A 15,517-nucleotide genomic window follows, 5' to 3' on the forward strand; every position below is an offset into this window, starting at 1 on the left:
ACGCTCAAGTATGGGTCTTACCTGGCACGCTGTTCTCGCTGGAGTCGCCGCCTTTCGCTTCATGTAAACAACTTGCTAAAAATCAAAAATGACATATAACACAGCCTAAAAAATAAATGACAGATGGTTTAATTAATAAAAAAGTGGGAATAAAAAAATAAAAAAGGAAGAAGAGTTATGTGTGGACGCTATACGTTAATCGTCGAACCAAAACAATTAATAGAGGAGTTTCTCATTGACCATTTTCCTGAGGAATTTGACCTTCGCTATAATATTGCACCCACTCAACCGGTGTTAGGAGTCGTTGAGCGGGGCGGCGTCCGAAAGGCAGGTTATTTCCAGTGGGGGCTCATTCCATCATGGGTAAAAGACAGAAAAGCTTGGATGCCATTAATTAATGCTCGAGCAGAAACGCTGCAAGAAAAGACGAGTTTCAAATCGTTGATTCATCGACGACGAGCGTTGTTGCTCGCAGATAGCTTTTACGAGTGGGGGCTTGTGAACGGAGTAAAGGTACCGTTTCGAATCATGCGGAAAGATAGCCGTCCATTTGCTTTTGCAGCCCTTTGGGACCGACATGTCGAGGGTAGGGATGAAAAGGTGACGTGTACCATTCTTACAACGGAAGCGAACGAGTTTATGAAATCGGTTCATCACCGGATGCCCGTCATTTTAATAACCGAAGAGGAAAGAAAGCGGTGGCTTGACGTGGAATCATATACGTTCCATGACACCACTGATTTTCTACAACCACTTGCAAACGATATGCTGATAAAATATCCGGTGCGACCGATTGTCAATTCTCCAAAAAACGATGTTCCTTTGTGTATAGAAAGGGATGAATCTGTCAAAATTTAATTGATTTTTTCGCATTTTACGACAACATTTGCAAATGTTTTAGGTTATAATAAAATCAAACGGGTGAAAAAGAGGATTGATATTTTGTTATTAAAAAACCTTGAGTTCAGAACGAATGTTGGACAGAAGGTAAAAATCTTGGATATCCCAGTATTGGAGGAAGATAATCCGTTATTTTTTAAAGTAAATGCACGATTACAGTTGTTTTTATCACAAATTCACCACCAGTCCAGTCCAAAAAAAGTGTACTCGTTCCGTGAGTACTTAAAGAAAGTGTTAAAATGGACGGAATATGAACAAATTTATCAAGTGAACGTATTAAAAAATAATGCATAAGCACGCCGTTTAGACGTGCTTTTTGTTGTTTTTTTTGAATATGATGGCATAAAAGATATAATAATTGAGAGTAGATAGATAGGAAGTGAAATTTTTGGCAAATATTCGTATTGTCACCGATTCGACAGTAGATTTACCGAATGAACAAATTGAAAAATTAAACATCCATGTTGTACCACTTACCATCACAATTGATGGTCAATCGTATTTGGATCGAACAGAAATTACGCCAACAGAATTTATCGAAAAAATGAAGCAGTCTTCGGAGCTTCCGAAAAGTTCCCAACCATCGATTGGTCGCTTTCAAGAAGTCTATGATCAATTGGCAGATGAAGGGTATGAAGTAATTTCCATTCATCTTAGCGGTAAATTAAGCGGAACCGTTCGGACGGCAGAGCAGGCTGCACAATTGTCGAGGGCCAACGTGACTGTCGTAGATTCCTTCTTTATTTCGTTAGCGTTAAGCTTTCAAGTATGTGAAGCTGCTAAAATGGCACAACAAGGTTATTCAAAAGAAGAAATTATTCAACGAATTACTGAAATTAAAGAAAATACGTCATTGTATGTCGTTGTTAGTACATTGGAAAACTTAGTAAAAGGCGGTAGAATTGGTCGCGGACGTGCCCTGATCGGTTCCTTATTAAATATTAAACCGATTGCTTGTTTAGAAGACGGTGAATATTCTCCAGTAACACAAGTTCGTAGTCAATCGCAAATCATTAGGTTTCTATTAAACGAAATGTTGAAAAAAGTGGCTGGAAAAGCGATTAAAGGAGTAGGTATTGCTCAAGCAGATGCGGTCGATCTCGCTATGAAACTAAAGGAAAAAGTAGTTGAACATACCGGATTTGAAAATGTTCAAATTGTTGATACGACCCCAGTCATCAGCGCCCATACGGGAACAGGGGCGATTGGATTTATGTTTTATGCAGAGTAAATAAAAAGTGACCAGATTTTTCTGGTCACCTTTTTTCGTTAACTAGGAAATGGAGTAGGTGTTGGGGGAGCATATCCTTCTTGATATATTGAATCAATGGCTTGGCGAATTTCTTTTACCGAATGTCCTTGTTGGAACATATATATTGATTGATTAGCAATCTCTAGACATACGTTACATTTTGTTCCATGGTCATCCCAAACAACAGCATGTCCACTTTGTTCATAAATAAAGCAATCATAATTGTTTTTATGATTGGCGGAAAGCGCACATCCGCAATAGCAAGGGATATATTTAAGCACATGTTCGTGATTTGCAGCCAATTGATAGATAGTTTGGATTTCTTGATGTGCGGCCTGTAAAAACTTAGGAAGTTCATTTTTAGATAAAGTTTTTTCACGAATATCCCCATGTTCGGTATGGGTAACGGAAGATGAATCCTCGGTACTTTGTAAGGAACAAGCAGATAACACTAGGAATAGTCCGAAGAGGAGAAGTAGATAGTAGGACAAGTATTTTTTCATAAGCACAACTCCTTTTCGTATATACTAACATCATCATAGCATAAAAGGGTTTCAATGAACCATTTATTTTGCGCTTGATAACTCTGGATAAACCTGCATACAATAACTTTTAATAGGTACAGCAACGGTTCGGTAAAATGGAGCAAACTTTTAACAATTTTGTGACATAAACTAAAGAAACGACTTTTACATCCGACGAATCGATGGCCGGAAGGTGTTAAGGGGGGGATAATATGCCTAAGTGGTTATTCGTTACTATTTCATTTTTTTTTACATTATATGGGTGTACCTGGACTGGAGCAACTACCCATGTCTTTAAGGAGACATCTATTGTAGAAAAAGAGGAACCACCTAAAGACTTTATACCGAAAGAAGTGGCGATTGTGGCCATAGGAGATTCGTTAACCAAAGGGGTTGGAGATCGTACAAACCGTGGAGGGTACGTTCCATATTTACAACAGAAATTAGAATCTTTAAAATCGGTGAAAGAGGTCACATTTGAAAGCTTTGGTGTGAGAGGTCTCCGTTCGGATCAGCTGTTAAAAAAATTGGACAAAGATAAAACAATGAAAAACGCGTTGAAAGAAGCAGATATCGTTATAATTACCATTGGTGGGAATGATGTGATGAAAGTGTTTCAAAAGCATATTACCCACTTAAAACTATCATATTTTGAAGAAGCAAAAGTGGAGTATGAAAAGCGTCTTCAGAAAATCATTCAACACATTCGTAAAGAAAATAAAAACATTGGCATTGTGCTTGTGGGGTTATATAACCCATTTCACTTATGGTTTTCGGACATTAAAGAAATAGATGCCATTATTCGTAATTGGAACGAAACTGGAAAAAGGGTAATCATGCAATATCCGCAAACATCCTTTGTTTCGATAGAAGAAGTTTTTTATAATAAAGAAGATGAGTTGTTATATGACGATTATTTTCATCCGAATGAAAAGGGCTATGCATTCATTTCAGAACGGTTATTTTACGTGTTAGAGAAAGACCTCTTTCATCTAACAGAAAACATCGAATGATGAAGGTAGAGGAGTAACAATGAAGAACAAATGGAAAGGGATTTTTTTAGTCTATGTAGTCGTACAGTTGATTGCAATTTCCATTTTTCTCGTTTGGATAACTCGTCCGGTTGAAAAAAAACAAGTAACGGACATGCCAAAGCGTGAAGGAATTGCGATCGAACTACAAACCACAAAAGAAGATGTCAATGAAATGATAAAACATTATTTAGAAAAAGAAAATATTTCTTCTCCTGTACAATTTGACGTGTATTTAACGGATAAGGTCGAGTTATATGGATCGCTTCCAGTATTTTCGGAAGAAATTCAATTTAAAATGACCTTTGAACCAATGGCATTAGAAAATGGTGATTTACTATTAAAACAAGAATCTGTTTCAGTTGGGAATTTAAACTTACCTGTCTCATTTATTCTGAAACTCATTCAAAAATCTTACCACCTACCAACATGGGTATCGATTGATCCAAAAGAAGAGGAAATTTACGTGTCCATGAGAGAATTGAACATTCGAGACGATTTAGCAATCTATGCCCAAACATTCGATTTAAAAAATAACGATATTTCGTTTTTACTTCAAATCCAACCATAAAGAACAGGTAGCCTATTTTGTGCTACCTGTTCTTTATGACATCCAGCGTAATCCTTTTGGATAAAAGTTTTTTAACGTTCCTTTTGCTTCTTTCGCCCAACCGATGGAATATCCGTCAATGGTCATCAATATCCAACCGCGATCTTTTTCGCCCGGTAACGTCTCCCCACGTAAATATCGGACCCATTCATCCGATTTTGTCGATAAATCGATTTGATGCTGTACTTGCGCTGGTTTAAGGTGCAGCGCGAAGGCATGATTTGGCTCAAATCGATTCTTTTTCATCTCGCCTAAGTGTAATCCTGGACGTATGACCTTTATTTTTGAAAAATCTGGGCAATCAAAAGGTAAAGAGTATAAATGTTGTTTTTGTAAATAGAATTGATTGGCTTCAAATTGGAGAATGTTTTCTTTTACAAACTGTTCATACTCTTTTAACTGGGCTTTTTTCAACCGAGAGCGAAATGGTTGGCTTTCGTATTCCGGTCCATCTGTTTTTTGTAATTTAGCAACGAAGTGTCCCTCGCCTTTGACATAATGAGGCCATAGGCGAGCTGTCAGTTTGAGATGTTTGTTATGCGAGCTAGTCCAGTCGGGCCGTCCCGGTTGAATCCCATGTTCTTTTTGGATGTTTATAAGTTTCATTTCTGGATATTCCTTTAAAACATAATCAATCGTTTGTTCATTTTCTTCAGGAGAAAAGGTACAAGTAGAATAAACTAAAATTCCTCCTGGTTTTAACATTTGAATGGCATGTGCCAAAATTTGTTTTTGTTGCAATGCACATTGATTGACATGTTCTTCACTCCAAAATTCAATCGCCACCGGATCTTTTCGAAACATCCCTTCACCTGAACACGGGGCATCAACTAAAATTTTGTCAAAATAGCCAGGGAAGTTTGCGGCTAATCGTTCAGGGGTTTCGTTAGTTACTAACGTATTATTTAATCCAAAGCGTTCAATATTTTCAGATAAAGCTTTTACCCGTTTTGGATGAATTTCGTTTGCTACTAGCAAACCCTGAGGGCCGAGAAAAGTCGCCAGCTGTGTCGATTTCCCACCAGGTGCGGCACATAGGTCAAGAACTTTTTCCCCTGGTTGTACACCTAGATTTTGGGCGACAAACATCGCACTTGGCTCTTGAATATAATATAGGCCTGCGGCATGATAAGGATGCTTTCCTGGATAATCTTTTGACTCATCGTAATAATATCCATTTGGTACAAACGGGATTGGGGTTAACTGAAACGGGTTGAGCTGTTCCCATTCTTCTTTCGTTATTTTCTGTTCGTTTATTCGTAAACCGGACGTTTTGGGCTCGTTGTATGTTTCTAAAAATAATTTTCCTTCTTCCCCAAGCAGATGGTTCATTTTATTGATAAAAGGAATTGGTAAATTCAAAGGGCAAACTCCTTTCTTCCACATTCATTCACCATTATGAACGGGGAAAAGGAAAAACGCAACCTCCCTTCCCATTATCCAAATGTATAAGCCGAATATTTTCCTTTTTTCCAAATCCTTGTTGATTAAATATACATACCCATTGAAAAAATTAGTGGAGGATGTATCCACCTAAAAGTGAATTAGACCATACTAAAATGGATTTATATATGGCGTGTGAAACGTGTATAAACATTCATTCAAAGGATGTCTAACTTGCAAAACAACCTTTATTTGGTTAGTATGTAGTTCGGAGGGTGAGTACAATGTTTAAAAATTTATTTAAAAAAAATAAGACGGTTTCATTTGTAGCCCCAATGACGGGCAAAGTTATTCCATTAGAAGAAGTGCCAGATCCGGTATTTTCCCAAAAAATGATGGGGGACGGTTTGGCGATGGATCCAACCGAAGGAGTTGTTTATGCACCTGTTAACGGTGAAATTGTTCAACTTTTCCCAACAAAACATGCGATAGGTATCAAAACAAAAAACGGTTTAGAAGTGTTAATTCATATTGGAATTGATACCGTATCGATGAATGGTGAAGGTTTTACCGCACATATACAAACAGGGGATAAAGTAAAACAAGGAGATCCATTGATTTCGTTTGACCTTGATTTAGTAAAAGAAAAGGCGAAAAGTACCATTACACCAATGATTATTACCAATGGTGATGTTGTAGAGTCGCTAGAGAAGAAAGATGTCACTGAGGCAAATGCGAAAGAACAAGAATTGATGACAGTAAAAGTAAAATAATTTAGCAGAGGAAGTAGGCAAACACACAAACGTATACAAGGCAACTATCATACCGTAGTAAAAAATACAAAAAGATATGAGGAGTGAAAGGTATGTACTACGGTCAAGATTGTTGCGGGTATGGATATGGTGGGTATGGTTATCCGTGTGGGGTTGGAAATACGTTTGCGTTAATTGTTGTATTGTTCATTTTACTCATCATTATTGGTGCTGTTTGCTACTTCCCGAGGTAAGAGATAAAGTGTCCTATTACGTTAGGACACTTTTTCATTTTCAGTTGAAAAAAGGGTATGGGTGATGAATAAACACAAAGTGATTGTCGTGAATGGCTGTAAGTAAAATAACATAATAAGAATATAGATATAATTGACAAAAAGTTCCGATTACAATGTGTAAAACTCATTACATTCTAAAGATATGACGAAAAAATCATTGGTATTGAATAACGAATCTTCATATTAAAAAAGAGCTGAAAGGTATTTCTACCTATTCAGCTCATTATTCATTTATATTTTAAAATTGGAAATGAGATCACGGAGTTGTTCGGCTTGTTTAGAGAGCTCGTTAGCCGAAGCTGTCACTTGTTCCATCGCGGCGGAACCTTCTTCTGATGCAGCTGCGGTTGTTTCCGTATTGACCGCGGTTGCTTCAGCAATTTCATTCACTATGGCGAAGGAGCGAGCTACTTCATGACTTAATTCCATCGTTTGTTGAATTTGTTTAACCATTTCATCAATAATCAATGAAGTATGGTTCGAATAATGTAAAATGTGATCAAGATTTTCTGTCGTTTTGTTTGATATTTCTACTCCGGAGATGACTTCTTTAACTCCTTGTTGATTTTGCTTTACAATTGTATCGACTTCTTGTTGAATTGAATGAATAATAGCAGTAACCTCTTTAGCTGCATGTTGCGATTGTTCGGCTAATTTTCTAATTTCATTGGCTACAACGGCAAAGCCTTTACCATGTTCTCCAGCACGAGCTGCTTCAATGGCAGCATTCAGTGCCAATAAATTCGTTTGATCAGCAATATTGGTAATCGTTTGAATAATTTTTGTGATTTCTTTTGACCGTTCCCCAAGTGACTCTACAGTTGCTGTCGTATCAGCCATTGTTTCCTCAATGTTCATCATAATGAGAGCCGCTTGTTTTACTGAATCTCCACCATTTTGTGCTGCTTGCCGCATATCATTTGCTGATTGTTTTACCCTTTTCGCATTTTCATCGAGTAAGCGAGCGGATTCTTCTAAAACATTCATCTTTTCAAGGGATTCGTGCATTTTTAATGATGTTTGTTCACTACCGGAGGCAATTTCCCCTGTTGTTTCAGCAATCGATAAAATGGTTTTGGATGTTTCTTCCGCTGATGCGACCAGCTCTTGACTACTTGCAGAGACGTTTTCAGCAAGTTTTGTTACTTCCCGAACTAAATTTCCAATTCCTTCAATTAATAAGTTCGTATCTTGGGCTAACTGAGCCAACTCATCTTTCGTATGTACTTCAATGCGTTTTGTTAAATCTCCTCCAGCATTCGCAATTTCCACGATAGACTCACTAATTTTTTCAACATTTGTTTTAATTCGTTTTGATAACGTTATTCCAAAGAAAATCGATAAAAGAATAGCTAAAATTGATAAGGCAATCGTGACGAATTGAGCGATCGATACTTGATGATGTAGGGCTTCAATCCGCTGTTTCGATAAAGATTTTTCTTGTTCAATGACCGCTTCAATCTCGGTTCGAATTTGGTCCATATAATTTTTACCTTGGTACGATTCTACCATACTAAAGGCTACATCACGTTCATAATAGCGTCGTGTTTCAATAACTTTATCAATCCATCCCATCCAAAAATGGTAGAATTTTTGAATCGCTGCCAGTCGTTCAAGTTGGTCTGGTTGTCCTTTCAACAAATTCTCCAAACTTTTCATCTTTTCTTCAACGACTTCTTTCCCTTCGTTGTAAGGGGTTAAAAACTGATCATCGCCAGTGATGACGAAGCCGTGTTGCCCTGTCTCAATATCGACAAAAGCTTTGGAAAGTTCTTGCACCTCATTATGTACAGTCAAGTCATGTTCGACAACGTAATCAATCTCTCGTTCTAGCTTTTTCATATTTACATATGATGTGAGCGTTAGCCCAATTAAAACGACTGAAAGAATCCCAAACGAAAGTAACACTTTCCCGCGAATCGTTGAGAAATAGCTTGTAGATGGAGCGGGGATGATCGATTTAGGTGAATTTTGACGACGCTTCAGTGAAAACTTTGGAAGACGGATACGAGGAAATTTTAGTTTTGTTATTTTTTTGAAGTAAATCCGCCTCATCGTATTCCCCCCTTTGTGTGTCTTGATAAAAGTTTAAAATATTTATCAATATTTTAAACTTTTTGTCAAAAATTATCTAGTAATTAGTTGATTTTTACAAAAATGTCAGAATGAATTGTCGTTTTAGAGAGGGACCAGTAATCATTTCATTTAAGGTTTTGTCCATCGAATGAAAGATTTCTTTCAATTACTCATAGACATATAGAAAGAAAGGAAGGAAAGGGGAGGGGGGCGCTTGTGCCACGTTCACGGCTAATTAAACCAATTATTGACCGGACGTACTCGGTCATTGACTACGGAAAAGGTGTTTACTTATACGATATGAACGGCAATGAGTACTTAGATGCCTGTTCTGGAGCAGTAACAGCCAATATTGGTCATGGTGTTGAAGAAGTATTACATGCAATGGCTGAACAAGCAAAAAAAGTAACGTTTGTATACAGGTCCCAATTTTCAAATGCACCAGCAGAGATATTAGCATCTAAACTATGTGAATTAACAAATGAAATCTATCCTTGGGTTTTTTTTGTCAACAGTGGATCGGAATCGACCGAAACCGCCTTAAAAATTGCTGTCCAATATTGGCAGGAAAAGGGGTTGCCCCAAAAAAGAAAAATCATTTCGCGCTGGATTAGTTATCACGGAATTACGTTAGGGGCCTTATCCATGTCCGGTCACTCTACCCGAAGAGAACGTTTTGATGCCATTTTAGAAGCGTGGCCTGTGATTGAACCTCCTTACTGTTATCGCTGCCCTTTTGATAAAACCTATCCTTCCTGCCGTCTTCATTGTGCAAATCAGTTAGAAACGATGATTAACCGTATAGGTGCTGATCATATCGCTGCCTTTATCTTTGAACCGGTTATTGGAGCTTCAGGAGGTGCCATTACACCTCCGGATGGATACTTGGAGCGAATCCAAGAGATATGTCGAAAATATAACATACTCCTTATTGCTGACGAAGTGATGACTGGATGTGGTCGGACTGGTTTTATGCTCGCTTGTGATCATTGGAATATACGACCGGACATTGTCACATTAGGAAAAGGTTTGAGCGCTGGATATTCCCCATTAGCTGCTGTTTTAATGACTGATCAAGTCATGGAGCCTATATTAAAAGGGTCAAAAATGATCATGAGTGGTCATACGTATAGTGGAAATCCATTATCATGTGCGGCTGCATTAAGTGTATTAAGTTATTTAGAAAAAAACCGAATCATCGAAGGGGTACAAGAAAAAAGTGATTACTTTACTCAAAACTTGCATCAACTAAAGCAGAAATACAACTTTATCGGTGATATACGAGGGAAAGGGTTGCTTTGTGGAATTGAGTTTGTTCAAGATGTGGCAACAAAATCACCATTTCCTCAGGAAGCCCTTTTTACAAACATGGTCCTTGAGAAAGGGTTTGAAAATGGAATTATTTTATACCCTGCTTCTGCTGGACTTGATGGAAAACACGGGGATGCCATATTGGTGGCACCGCCATTAACGATTACGAAAAAAGAAATCGATGAACTTATGACGCGTTTAGAAAATGTATTTATTGATATAGAAAAAGAGCTTTCGAAAAAGGTGGGTAACGATGGGGAAGGAAAAGAAAAATCATAAAATAGCTTCAATTGACGAAGCGTTAACTTATTTTTATGATGGGATGTCGATTATGTTCGGGGGGTTTGGAGGAGTAGGTTCACCGCCTACGCTTATTCATTCTATTTGGGAAAAAGGAGTAAAGGACTTAACACTTATTGGTAACGATACAGGGTTTCCCAACATAGGTATTGGACGCTTAATTACAGCTGAGCGAGCAAAAAAAATTATCGTGTCACACATTGGTTCCAATCCCAATGCAGGAAGGTTAATGACAGAAGGAAAGCTAGAAGTAGAATTTAGTCCGCAAGGGATATTGGCTGAAAGAATACGGGCAGGTGGAGTCGGTTTAATCGGAATTTTAACAGATATCGGATTGGATAACGAATGGTTGTCGAAAGGAAAAACGTTTGTTCAAATTAACGGAAAAGACTATGTATTTGAGCCAGCATTAACAGCGGATGTCAGTATCGTCTATGCCAAAAAGGCCGATCCATTAGGGAACCTTGTCTATGACAAAACGGCACGAAATACGAACCCACTAGTTGCGATGGCAGGCCACTATACGATTGTGGAAGCAGAGGAAATTGTCCCGGTCGGAGAGCTATCACCTGAAGAAATTGTCACGCCAGGTGTATTTGTTGATATGATAATCCGATCGGAAGGGGTGAATTGGAAATGGGCATGGGAATAGAAGCGCGACATCGAATGGCGAAAAGGGCTGCAAAAGAAATTCAGCCAGGTATGGTTGTCAATTTAGGGATTGGGATTCCGTCCCTAATACCGAATTATTTACCGAGTACAGAAGGGATCTTATTTCAAGCTGAAAACGGAATTTTAGGAATGGGGCCAAGCCCAATAAAAGGAGAGGAAGATGCCCATTTATGTAATGCTGCTGGATTTCCAGTTACGTTACTTCCTGGTGGAAGTTATTTTGACTCAAGTATTGCTTTTGGCATCATCCGAAAAGGGAAAATCGACATTACCGTTCTTGGAGCGTTACAAGTAAGTCAGAAGGGTGATTTAGCAAATTGGATTGTACCAGGAAAGCGGGTGCCAGGAATCGGAGGAGCGGTTGAACTAGCCGCTAAAGCTAAGAAAGTTGTGGTCGTGATGAGTCATACGAGTAAAGACGGCCAATCGAAAATTGTTCCCAACTGTACGTTGCCATTAACGGCGAAGAAGTGCGTGGATCTGATTATTACGGAGAAGGCGGTTTTTCGATGTACATCAAAAGGGTTGGAACTGATTGAAATATATGCAGATGTGACGTTAGAGGAATTGAAAGAAACGACAAAAGCTCCATTTGTCATATCGCATTCTTTAATAAAATTGGGTGAAGGGGAAGTGGGGGAGAGCCAATGAATGACATTCAACAAAAAATCCACCAATGGCTTCAACATCATCGCGATGATGGGATTCGGTTATTACGACGGCTCATACAAGAAAATAGTACACGAGGAAATGAAGGAAAGGCGCAAGCGATTATTATAGAAAAGTGTCGGGAATTAGGACTTTCGCTAGATATTTGGGAAGTAGATATCAATGAAGTACGTTCCCATTCGTTTTTCCGTTGCGATCGTCATGACTTCTCAGGAAATCCTAATGTCGTCGCCTTGTGGAAAGGGACAGGTGGAGGAAAATCTATTATTTTAAATGGACATATCGATGTCGTTCCTGAAGGAAATGAAAACGATTGGATGTTTGACCCTTATGGTGCACACATTCAAAACGGAAAGCTGTTTGGACGAGGTTCTACGGATATGAAAGGGGGAACTGTCAGTCTTCTGTTAGCGATTGAGGCGTTGAAAACGCTCGATATTCGCTTAAAAGGAGATGTGATTTTTCAAAGCGTTATTGAAGAAGAAAGTGGAGGAACCGGCACCTTATCCGCTTTAGTGAGAGGATATACAGCGGATGCTGCCATTATTCCTGAGCCAACTAATATGAAACTATTCCCTAAACAACAAGGTTCCATGTGGTTTCGAATAACCGTGAAAGGAAAGGCAGCCCATGGGGGAACAAGATATGAAGGTATAAACGCAATTGAAAAAGCGATGTACATTATTCAAGGGTTACAACAATTAGAAAAAAGAAGAAACGAACGAATCACGGACCCGTTATATGATGGAATCCCCATTCCTATTCCGATTAATATAGGTAAAATTCAAAGTGGGACATGGCCTTCATCTGTGCCCGATGTAGCTATTATTGAAGGAAGAATGGGAGTGGCACCTAATGAGACTTTACACGAAGCAGAACAAGAAATGGAGCAATGCTTAAAACAACTGATGGAACAAGATGAGTGGCTCAACCAACATGCTCCAAAATTAGAATGGTTTGGTGGTCGTTGGCAACCAGGAGATATTGAGATCGACCATCCCATCATGAAAACTGTGGAAACAGCATTTCAACAAGTGATGGGTTATTTGCCAATGATTGAAGCTTCCCCATGGGGAACGGATGGTGGCATTTTGTCTAAAGGTGGCGGCATTCCTGTCGTCGTTTTTGGCCCAGGTACGACAGAGTTAGCACACGACGCCAATGAAAGTATTGTCCTCGACCGAGTGTTTGAAGCGGCCGAAATTATTGCGTTAACGATGATCGATTGGTGTGGGCTCGAAGAGTGAATATATGATTAAGAAGGAATTTATGAAAAGTTCAGTGAAAGTAGGAATTGTTTGACGTTTTTATCCAATCGTTTATAGGATAAAAGAGTAATAGAAAACATCCACCCTTCGTTTACGCTTAAGGAGGTTTCGAAATGAAGCAGTTGTTATGGATTAACGGAGAACACGTGGAAGGTGAGATATCCGAACCACTATACTCCCCATATTCTAAAGAAATGATAAGTGAAGTAGCGAGAGCATCAAAAGAACAATTTCATGAAGCGATTCAAGCAGCACATGAAGCGTTTCCTACATTTAAATCCATACCAGCTTTTAAACGGGCTGAAATTTTAGAAAAAGTGGTTGCTTTTTTAAAAAGAGACCGCGAGGAATGTGCTCGTCTGATTGCCCAAGAAGCAGCAAAACCAATAAAAACTGCCTTGGCGGAAGTCGACCGAACGATAATGACGTATACGTTTGCAGCACAAGAGGCTAGACGAATATACGGGGAAACGATTCCGCTAGATGCGGCTCCTGGCGGCGAAGGACGCGTTGCCTTTACAGTCCGAGAACCACTTGGTGTGGTTGCGGCGATCACTCCGTTTAATTTTCCAATGAATTTAGTTGCCCACAAAGTGGGACCAGCGATTGCCTCAGGAAATACCGTCGTGTTAAAACCGGCAAGTCAAACCCCTCTAAGTGCGTATCGAATTGCGCATTATTTCCATGAGGCCGGCCTTCCGAAAGGAGTTTTAAATGTCGTTACAGGTAGCGGAAAAATTGCCGGGGAAGCGTTTGTTAAGGACGAGCGGGTGAAAATGATTACATTTACCGGTAGTCCTGTAGTAGGAAAATGGTTACGAGAACATGCTGGATTAAAACGTGTTACCCTTGAACTTGGTTCCAATTCGGCTGTCATTGTCGATGAAGGGGTGAATATTTCTAACATAGTTCCTCGCGTTGTCACAGGGGCATTTACGTACCAAGGTCAAGTTTGTATCTCTGTCCAACGCATTTTTGTACATTCATCCTTGTATGATTCCTTTGTTGACCAATTTGTCAAAGAAACAAAAAAACTTACGTTAGGAAATCCACTCCATCATGAAACAGATATTTCCGCGCTGATATCAGAAGAAGAGGTCGAACGTATCCAAAATTGGATTCAAGAAGCTGTTAACCATGGTGCGAGGCTCGAATATGGTGGTAAAGTAATCAATCGAATGTTGCAACCAACTGTTTTATTAAATGCTTCATTATCTGACAAAATTTCATGTCAAGAAGTTTTTGGCCCCGTGGTGCATATTAATCGTTTCGATTATTTCGATGAGGTGATTGAGGCAGTGAATGATTCCTCGTATGGGTTACAGGTAGGGGTGTACACAAATGATGTAAATAAAGCCTTTCGCGCATCCCGTGAATTACACGTCGGTGGAGTCATGATTAATGAAATACCAACCTTCCGTGTCGACCATATGCCATATGGTGGAGTGAAAATGAGCGGAATGGGGCGCGAAGGAATTAAATACGCTATTGAAGAGGTGACTGAAATCAAACTGATCAGTTTTAAACTAACTGAATGATAGCAACTTTTTTTCGGCTGATGACACCTTCATCAGCCCTTTTTATCAGGGGAAGGGAGAGGAATTTTTATGGACCAAACGGTGATGACGATTCGACAACCTCGTTTGTTCGCGAAAGTTTACGTTGATTTGTTTAATAAACGCATTCGTGTCGATGATTATCGGGGAAATGTTGAAGACTTGTTTACATGGATTGAACAAGCAGGGAAAGACCAAGGGATAGAGAAGTTAATTGTTAAACTGCGATGGGAACATCATGCGATCGCGCTAGCCAAAGGATTTGTTTTAGAAGCGATTGTTCCTGGATATTATCATGGCAGTGATATGTTCTTTTTTTCTAAATTTTTAAGGAGTGATCGTCGATCCAGTGATCTGTGGACAAAGGAAGATGAAATTGTAGCTTCTGTCATTTCTGATGGAACCCCTCCAATGAAGAAAGAAATCAATGGAGTTATTCGGCGTGCAACAAAATCCGATGCCTATAACTTATCGTCCTTATACAAAGAAGTGTTTCAAATTTATCCTGTTCCACTTCATGATTCTTCCTATATTGAAAAAAGTATCGATCAAGGAACGATTTTTTATTGTATCGAAATAAACAACACAATTATTTCCGCCGCGTCAGCAGAAGTGAATCAGACATATAAAAATGCCGAATTAACTGATTGCGCGACATTACCTTCTTATCGAAAAGGTGGATTGATGAAAGAGCTTCTTTTTTCACTTGAGCAAGAGTTGAAGAACAAACAAATTTTTTGTGTTTATACGATTGCCCGTTCCCTTTCTTACGGAATGAATGCCGCCTTTTCTCAATTAGGCTATACGTATGGAGGAAGGTTAGGGAATAATTGTTATATTTACGACAAGTTAGAAGATATGAACGTCTGGTATAAACAATTAGGTGGTGCCAAAAATTAAGCACCAATGCTCAATTT

General features: G+C 39.0%; 16 protein-coding genes. 13 read left to right on the forward strand and 3 right to left on the reverse strand.

The window, feature by feature from the left end; all coding sequences use genetic code 11:
- The first annotated feature begins 177 nt into the window (after positions 1 to 177).
- The 3 genes from ABES52_RS03405 to ABES52_RS03415 all read left to right on the forward strand — a co-directional run bounded on the left by ABES52_RS03405 (position 178) and on the right by ABES52_RS03415 (position 2,131).
- Positions 178 to 858, forward strand: a complete 681-nt coding sequence (locus tag ABES52_RS03405; RefSeq protein WP_429648947.1) for an SOS response-associated peptidase — start codon at positions 178 to 180, stop codon at positions 856 to 858.
- Positions 859 to 942: 84 nt separating this feature from the next.
- Positions 943 to 1,194, forward strand: a complete 252-nt coding sequence (locus ABES52_RS03410) for a DUF2535 family protein (RefSeq protein WP_429648949.1) — start codon at positions 943 to 945, stop codon at positions 1,192 to 1,194.
- Positions 1,195 to 1,288: 94 nt separating this feature from the next.
- Positions 1,289 to 2,131, forward strand: a complete 843-nt coding sequence (locus ABES52_RS03415; protein ID WP_429648951.1) for a DegV family protein — start codon at positions 1,289 to 1,291, stop codon at positions 2,129 to 2,131.
- A 38-nt stretch (positions 2,132 to 2,169) separates the two neighbouring features.
- Here the strand turns inward: ABES52_RS03415 and ABES52_RS03420 are convergent, their stop codons facing one another.
- The gene (locus ABES52_RS03420) at positions 2,170 to 2,655 is read right to left on the reverse strand and encodes a PCYCGC motif-containing (lipo)protein (protein ID WP_429648954.1); all 486 of its coding nucleotides are present in this window, start codon (positions 2,653 to 2,655) and stop codon (positions 2,170 to 2,172) included.
- A gap of 233 nt (positions 2,656 to 2,888) precedes the next feature.
- Here ABES52_RS03420 and ABES52_RS03425 point away from each other — a divergent pair, with 233 nt between their 5' ends.
- Together ABES52_RS03425 and ABES52_RS03430 are read left to right on the forward strand one after the other, a co-directional pair.
- Entirely contained in the window at positions 2,889 to 3,689 is an 801-nt protein-coding gene (locus ABES52_RS03425; protein WP_429648956.1) for an SGNH/GDSL hydrolase family protein, read from the forward strand.
- Positions 3,690 to 3,708: 19 nt separating this feature from the next.
- Positions 3,709 to 4,278, forward strand: coding sequence for a YpmS family protein (locus ABES52_RS03430; protein ID WP_429648958.1), 570 nt, complete (start codon positions 3,709 to 3,711; stop codon positions 4,276 to 4,278).
- A 33-nt stretch (positions 4,279 to 4,311) separates the two neighbouring features.
- Here the strand turns inward: ABES52_RS03430 and ABES52_RS03435 are convergent, their stop codons facing one another.
- A complete protein-coding gene (locus tag ABES52_RS03435) occupies positions 4,312 to 5,679 on the reverse strand; it encodes an RsmF rRNA methyltransferase first C-terminal domain-containing protein (protein ID WP_429648960.1) in 1,368 nt (455 codons plus the stop codon).
- A 305-nt stretch (positions 5,680 to 5,984) separates the two neighbouring features.
- Here ABES52_RS03435 and ABES52_RS03440 point away from each other — a divergent pair, with 305 nt between their 5' ends.
- Both ABES52_RS03440 and ABES52_RS03445 read left to right on the forward strand, forming a co-directional pair.
- A complete protein-coding gene (locus ABES52_RS03440) occupies positions 5,985 to 6,473 on the forward strand; it encodes a PTS sugar transporter subunit IIA (RefSeq protein WP_429648962.1) in 489 nt (162 codons plus the stop codon).
- 92 nt (positions 6,474 to 6,565) lie between these two features.
- Positions 6,566 to 6,706 carry a YjcZ family sporulation protein gene (locus tag ABES52_RS03445; RefSeq protein WP_429648964.1) on the forward strand — a complete coding sequence of 47 codons (141 nt, stop codon included), beginning with the start codon at positions 6,566 to 6,568 and terminating at the stop codon, positions 6,704 to 6,706.
- A gap of 273 nt (positions 6,707 to 6,979) precedes the next feature.
- Here the strand turns inward: ABES52_RS03445 and ABES52_RS03450 are convergent, their stop codons facing one another.
- On the reverse strand, positions 6,980 to 8,803 hold the full coding sequence (locus tag ABES52_RS03450; RefSeq protein WP_429648966.1) for a methyl-accepting chemotaxis protein: 1,824 nt from the start codon (positions 8,801 to 8,803) through the stop codon (positions 6,980 to 6,982).
- A 237-nt stretch (positions 8,804 to 9,040) separates the two neighbouring features.
- Between ABES52_RS03450 and ABES52_RS03455 the strand changes: the two genes are divergently transcribed.
- The 6 genes from ABES52_RS03455 (at position 9,041) to ablB (ending at position 15,500) form a co-directional block, all read left to right on the forward strand.
- A complete protein-coding gene (locus ABES52_RS03455; RefSeq protein WP_429648968.1) occupies positions 9,041 to 10,414 on the forward strand; it encodes an aspartate aminotransferase family protein in 1,374 nt (457 codons plus the stop codon).
- Entirely contained in the window at positions 10,389 to 11,087 is a 699-nt protein-coding gene (locus ABES52_RS03460; protein WP_429648970.1) for a CoA transferase subunit A, read from the forward strand. Before ABES52_RS03455 ends, ABES52_RS03460 begins: the two co-directional genes overlap by 26 nt.
- Positions 11,072 to 11,758: a 3-oxoacid CoA-transferase subunit B gene (locus tag ABES52_RS03465; RefSeq protein WP_429648972.1), complete on the forward strand. Its 687-nt coding sequence runs from the start codon at positions 11,072 to 11,074 to the stop codon at positions 11,756 to 11,758. Before ABES52_RS03460 ends, ABES52_RS03465 begins: the two co-directional genes overlap by 16 nt.
- On the forward strand, positions 11,755 to 13,023 hold the full coding sequence (locus ABES52_RS03470) for a peptidase (protein ID WP_429648974.1): 1,269 nt from the start codon (positions 11,755 to 11,757) through the stop codon (positions 13,021 to 13,023). Before ABES52_RS03465 ends, ABES52_RS03470 begins: the two co-directional genes overlap by 4 nt.
- 134 nt (positions 13,024 to 13,157) lie before the next feature.
- A complete protein-coding gene (locus ABES52_RS03475) occupies positions 13,158 to 14,582 on the forward strand; it encodes an aldehyde dehydrogenase family protein (RefSeq protein ID WP_429648976.1) in 1,425 nt (474 codons plus the stop codon).
- A 69-nt stretch (positions 14,583 to 14,651) separates the two neighbouring features.
- Positions 14,652 to 15,500: a putative beta-lysine N-acetyltransferase gene (gene ablB, locus ABES52_RS03480; RefSeq protein ID WP_429648978.1), complete on the forward strand. Its 849-nt coding sequence runs from the start codon at positions 14,652 to 14,654 to the stop codon at positions 15,498 to 15,500.
- Positions 15,501 to 15,517 lie beyond the last annotated feature (17 nt).

This window comes from Aeribacillus pallidus, from assembly GCF_050478865.1.
Taxonomy (GTDB): domain Bacteria; phylum Bacillota; class Bacilli; order Bacillales; family JACDOC01; genus JACDOC01.

What these genes read in the sequence shown, in the direction of transcription:
- ABES52_RS03405 (WP_429648947.1), top strand. Translation starts at nt 178, where the DNA reads ATGTGTGGACGCTATACGTTAATCGTCGAACCAAAACAATTAATAGAG.
- ABES52_RS03420 (WP_429648954.1), bottom strand. Translation starts at nt 2,655, where the DNA reads ATGAAAAAATACTTGTCCTACTATCTACTTCTCCTCTTCGGACTATTC.
- ABES52_RS03425 (WP_429648956.1), top strand. Translation starts at nt 2,889, where the DNA reads ATGCCTAAGTGGTTATTCGTTACTATTTCATTTTTTTTTACATTATAT.
- ABES52_RS03430 (WP_429648958.1), top strand. Translation starts at nt 3,709, where the DNA reads ATGAAGAACAAATGGAAAGGGATTTTTTTAGTCTATGTAGTCGTACAG.
- ABES52_RS03440 (WP_429648962.1), top strand. Translation starts at nt 5,985, where the DNA reads ATGTTTAAAAATTTATTTAAAAAAAATAAGACGGTTTCATTTGTAGCC.
- ABES52_RS03445 (WP_429648964.1), top strand. Translation starts at nt 6,566, where the DNA reads ATGTACTACGGTCAAGATTGTTGCGGGTATGGATATGGTGGGTATGGT.
- ABES52_RS03450 (WP_429648966.1), bottom strand. Translation starts at nt 8,803, where the DNA reads ATGAGGCGGATTTACTTCAAAAAAATAACAAAACTAAAATTTCCTCGT.
- ABES52_RS03460 (WP_429648970.1), top strand. Translation starts at nt 10,389, where the DNA reads ATGGGGAAGGAAAAGAAAAATCATAAAATAGCTTCAATTGACGAAGCG.
- ABES52_RS03465 (WP_429648972.1), top strand. Translation starts at nt 11,072, where the DNA reads ATGGGCATGGGAATAGAAGCGCGACATCGAATGGCGAAAAGGGCTGCA.
- ABES52_RS03470 (WP_429648974.1), top strand. Translation starts at nt 11,755, where the DNA reads ATGAATGACATTCAACAAAAAATCCACCAATGGCTTCAACATCATCGC.
- ABES52_RS03475 (WP_429648976.1), top strand. Translation starts at nt 13,158, where the DNA reads ATGAAGCAGTTGTTATGGATTAACGGAGAACACGTGGAAGGTGAGATA.
- ablB (WP_429648978.1), top strand. Translation starts at nt 14,652, where the DNA reads ATGGACCAAACGGTGATGACGATTCGACAACCTCGTTTGTTCGCGAAA.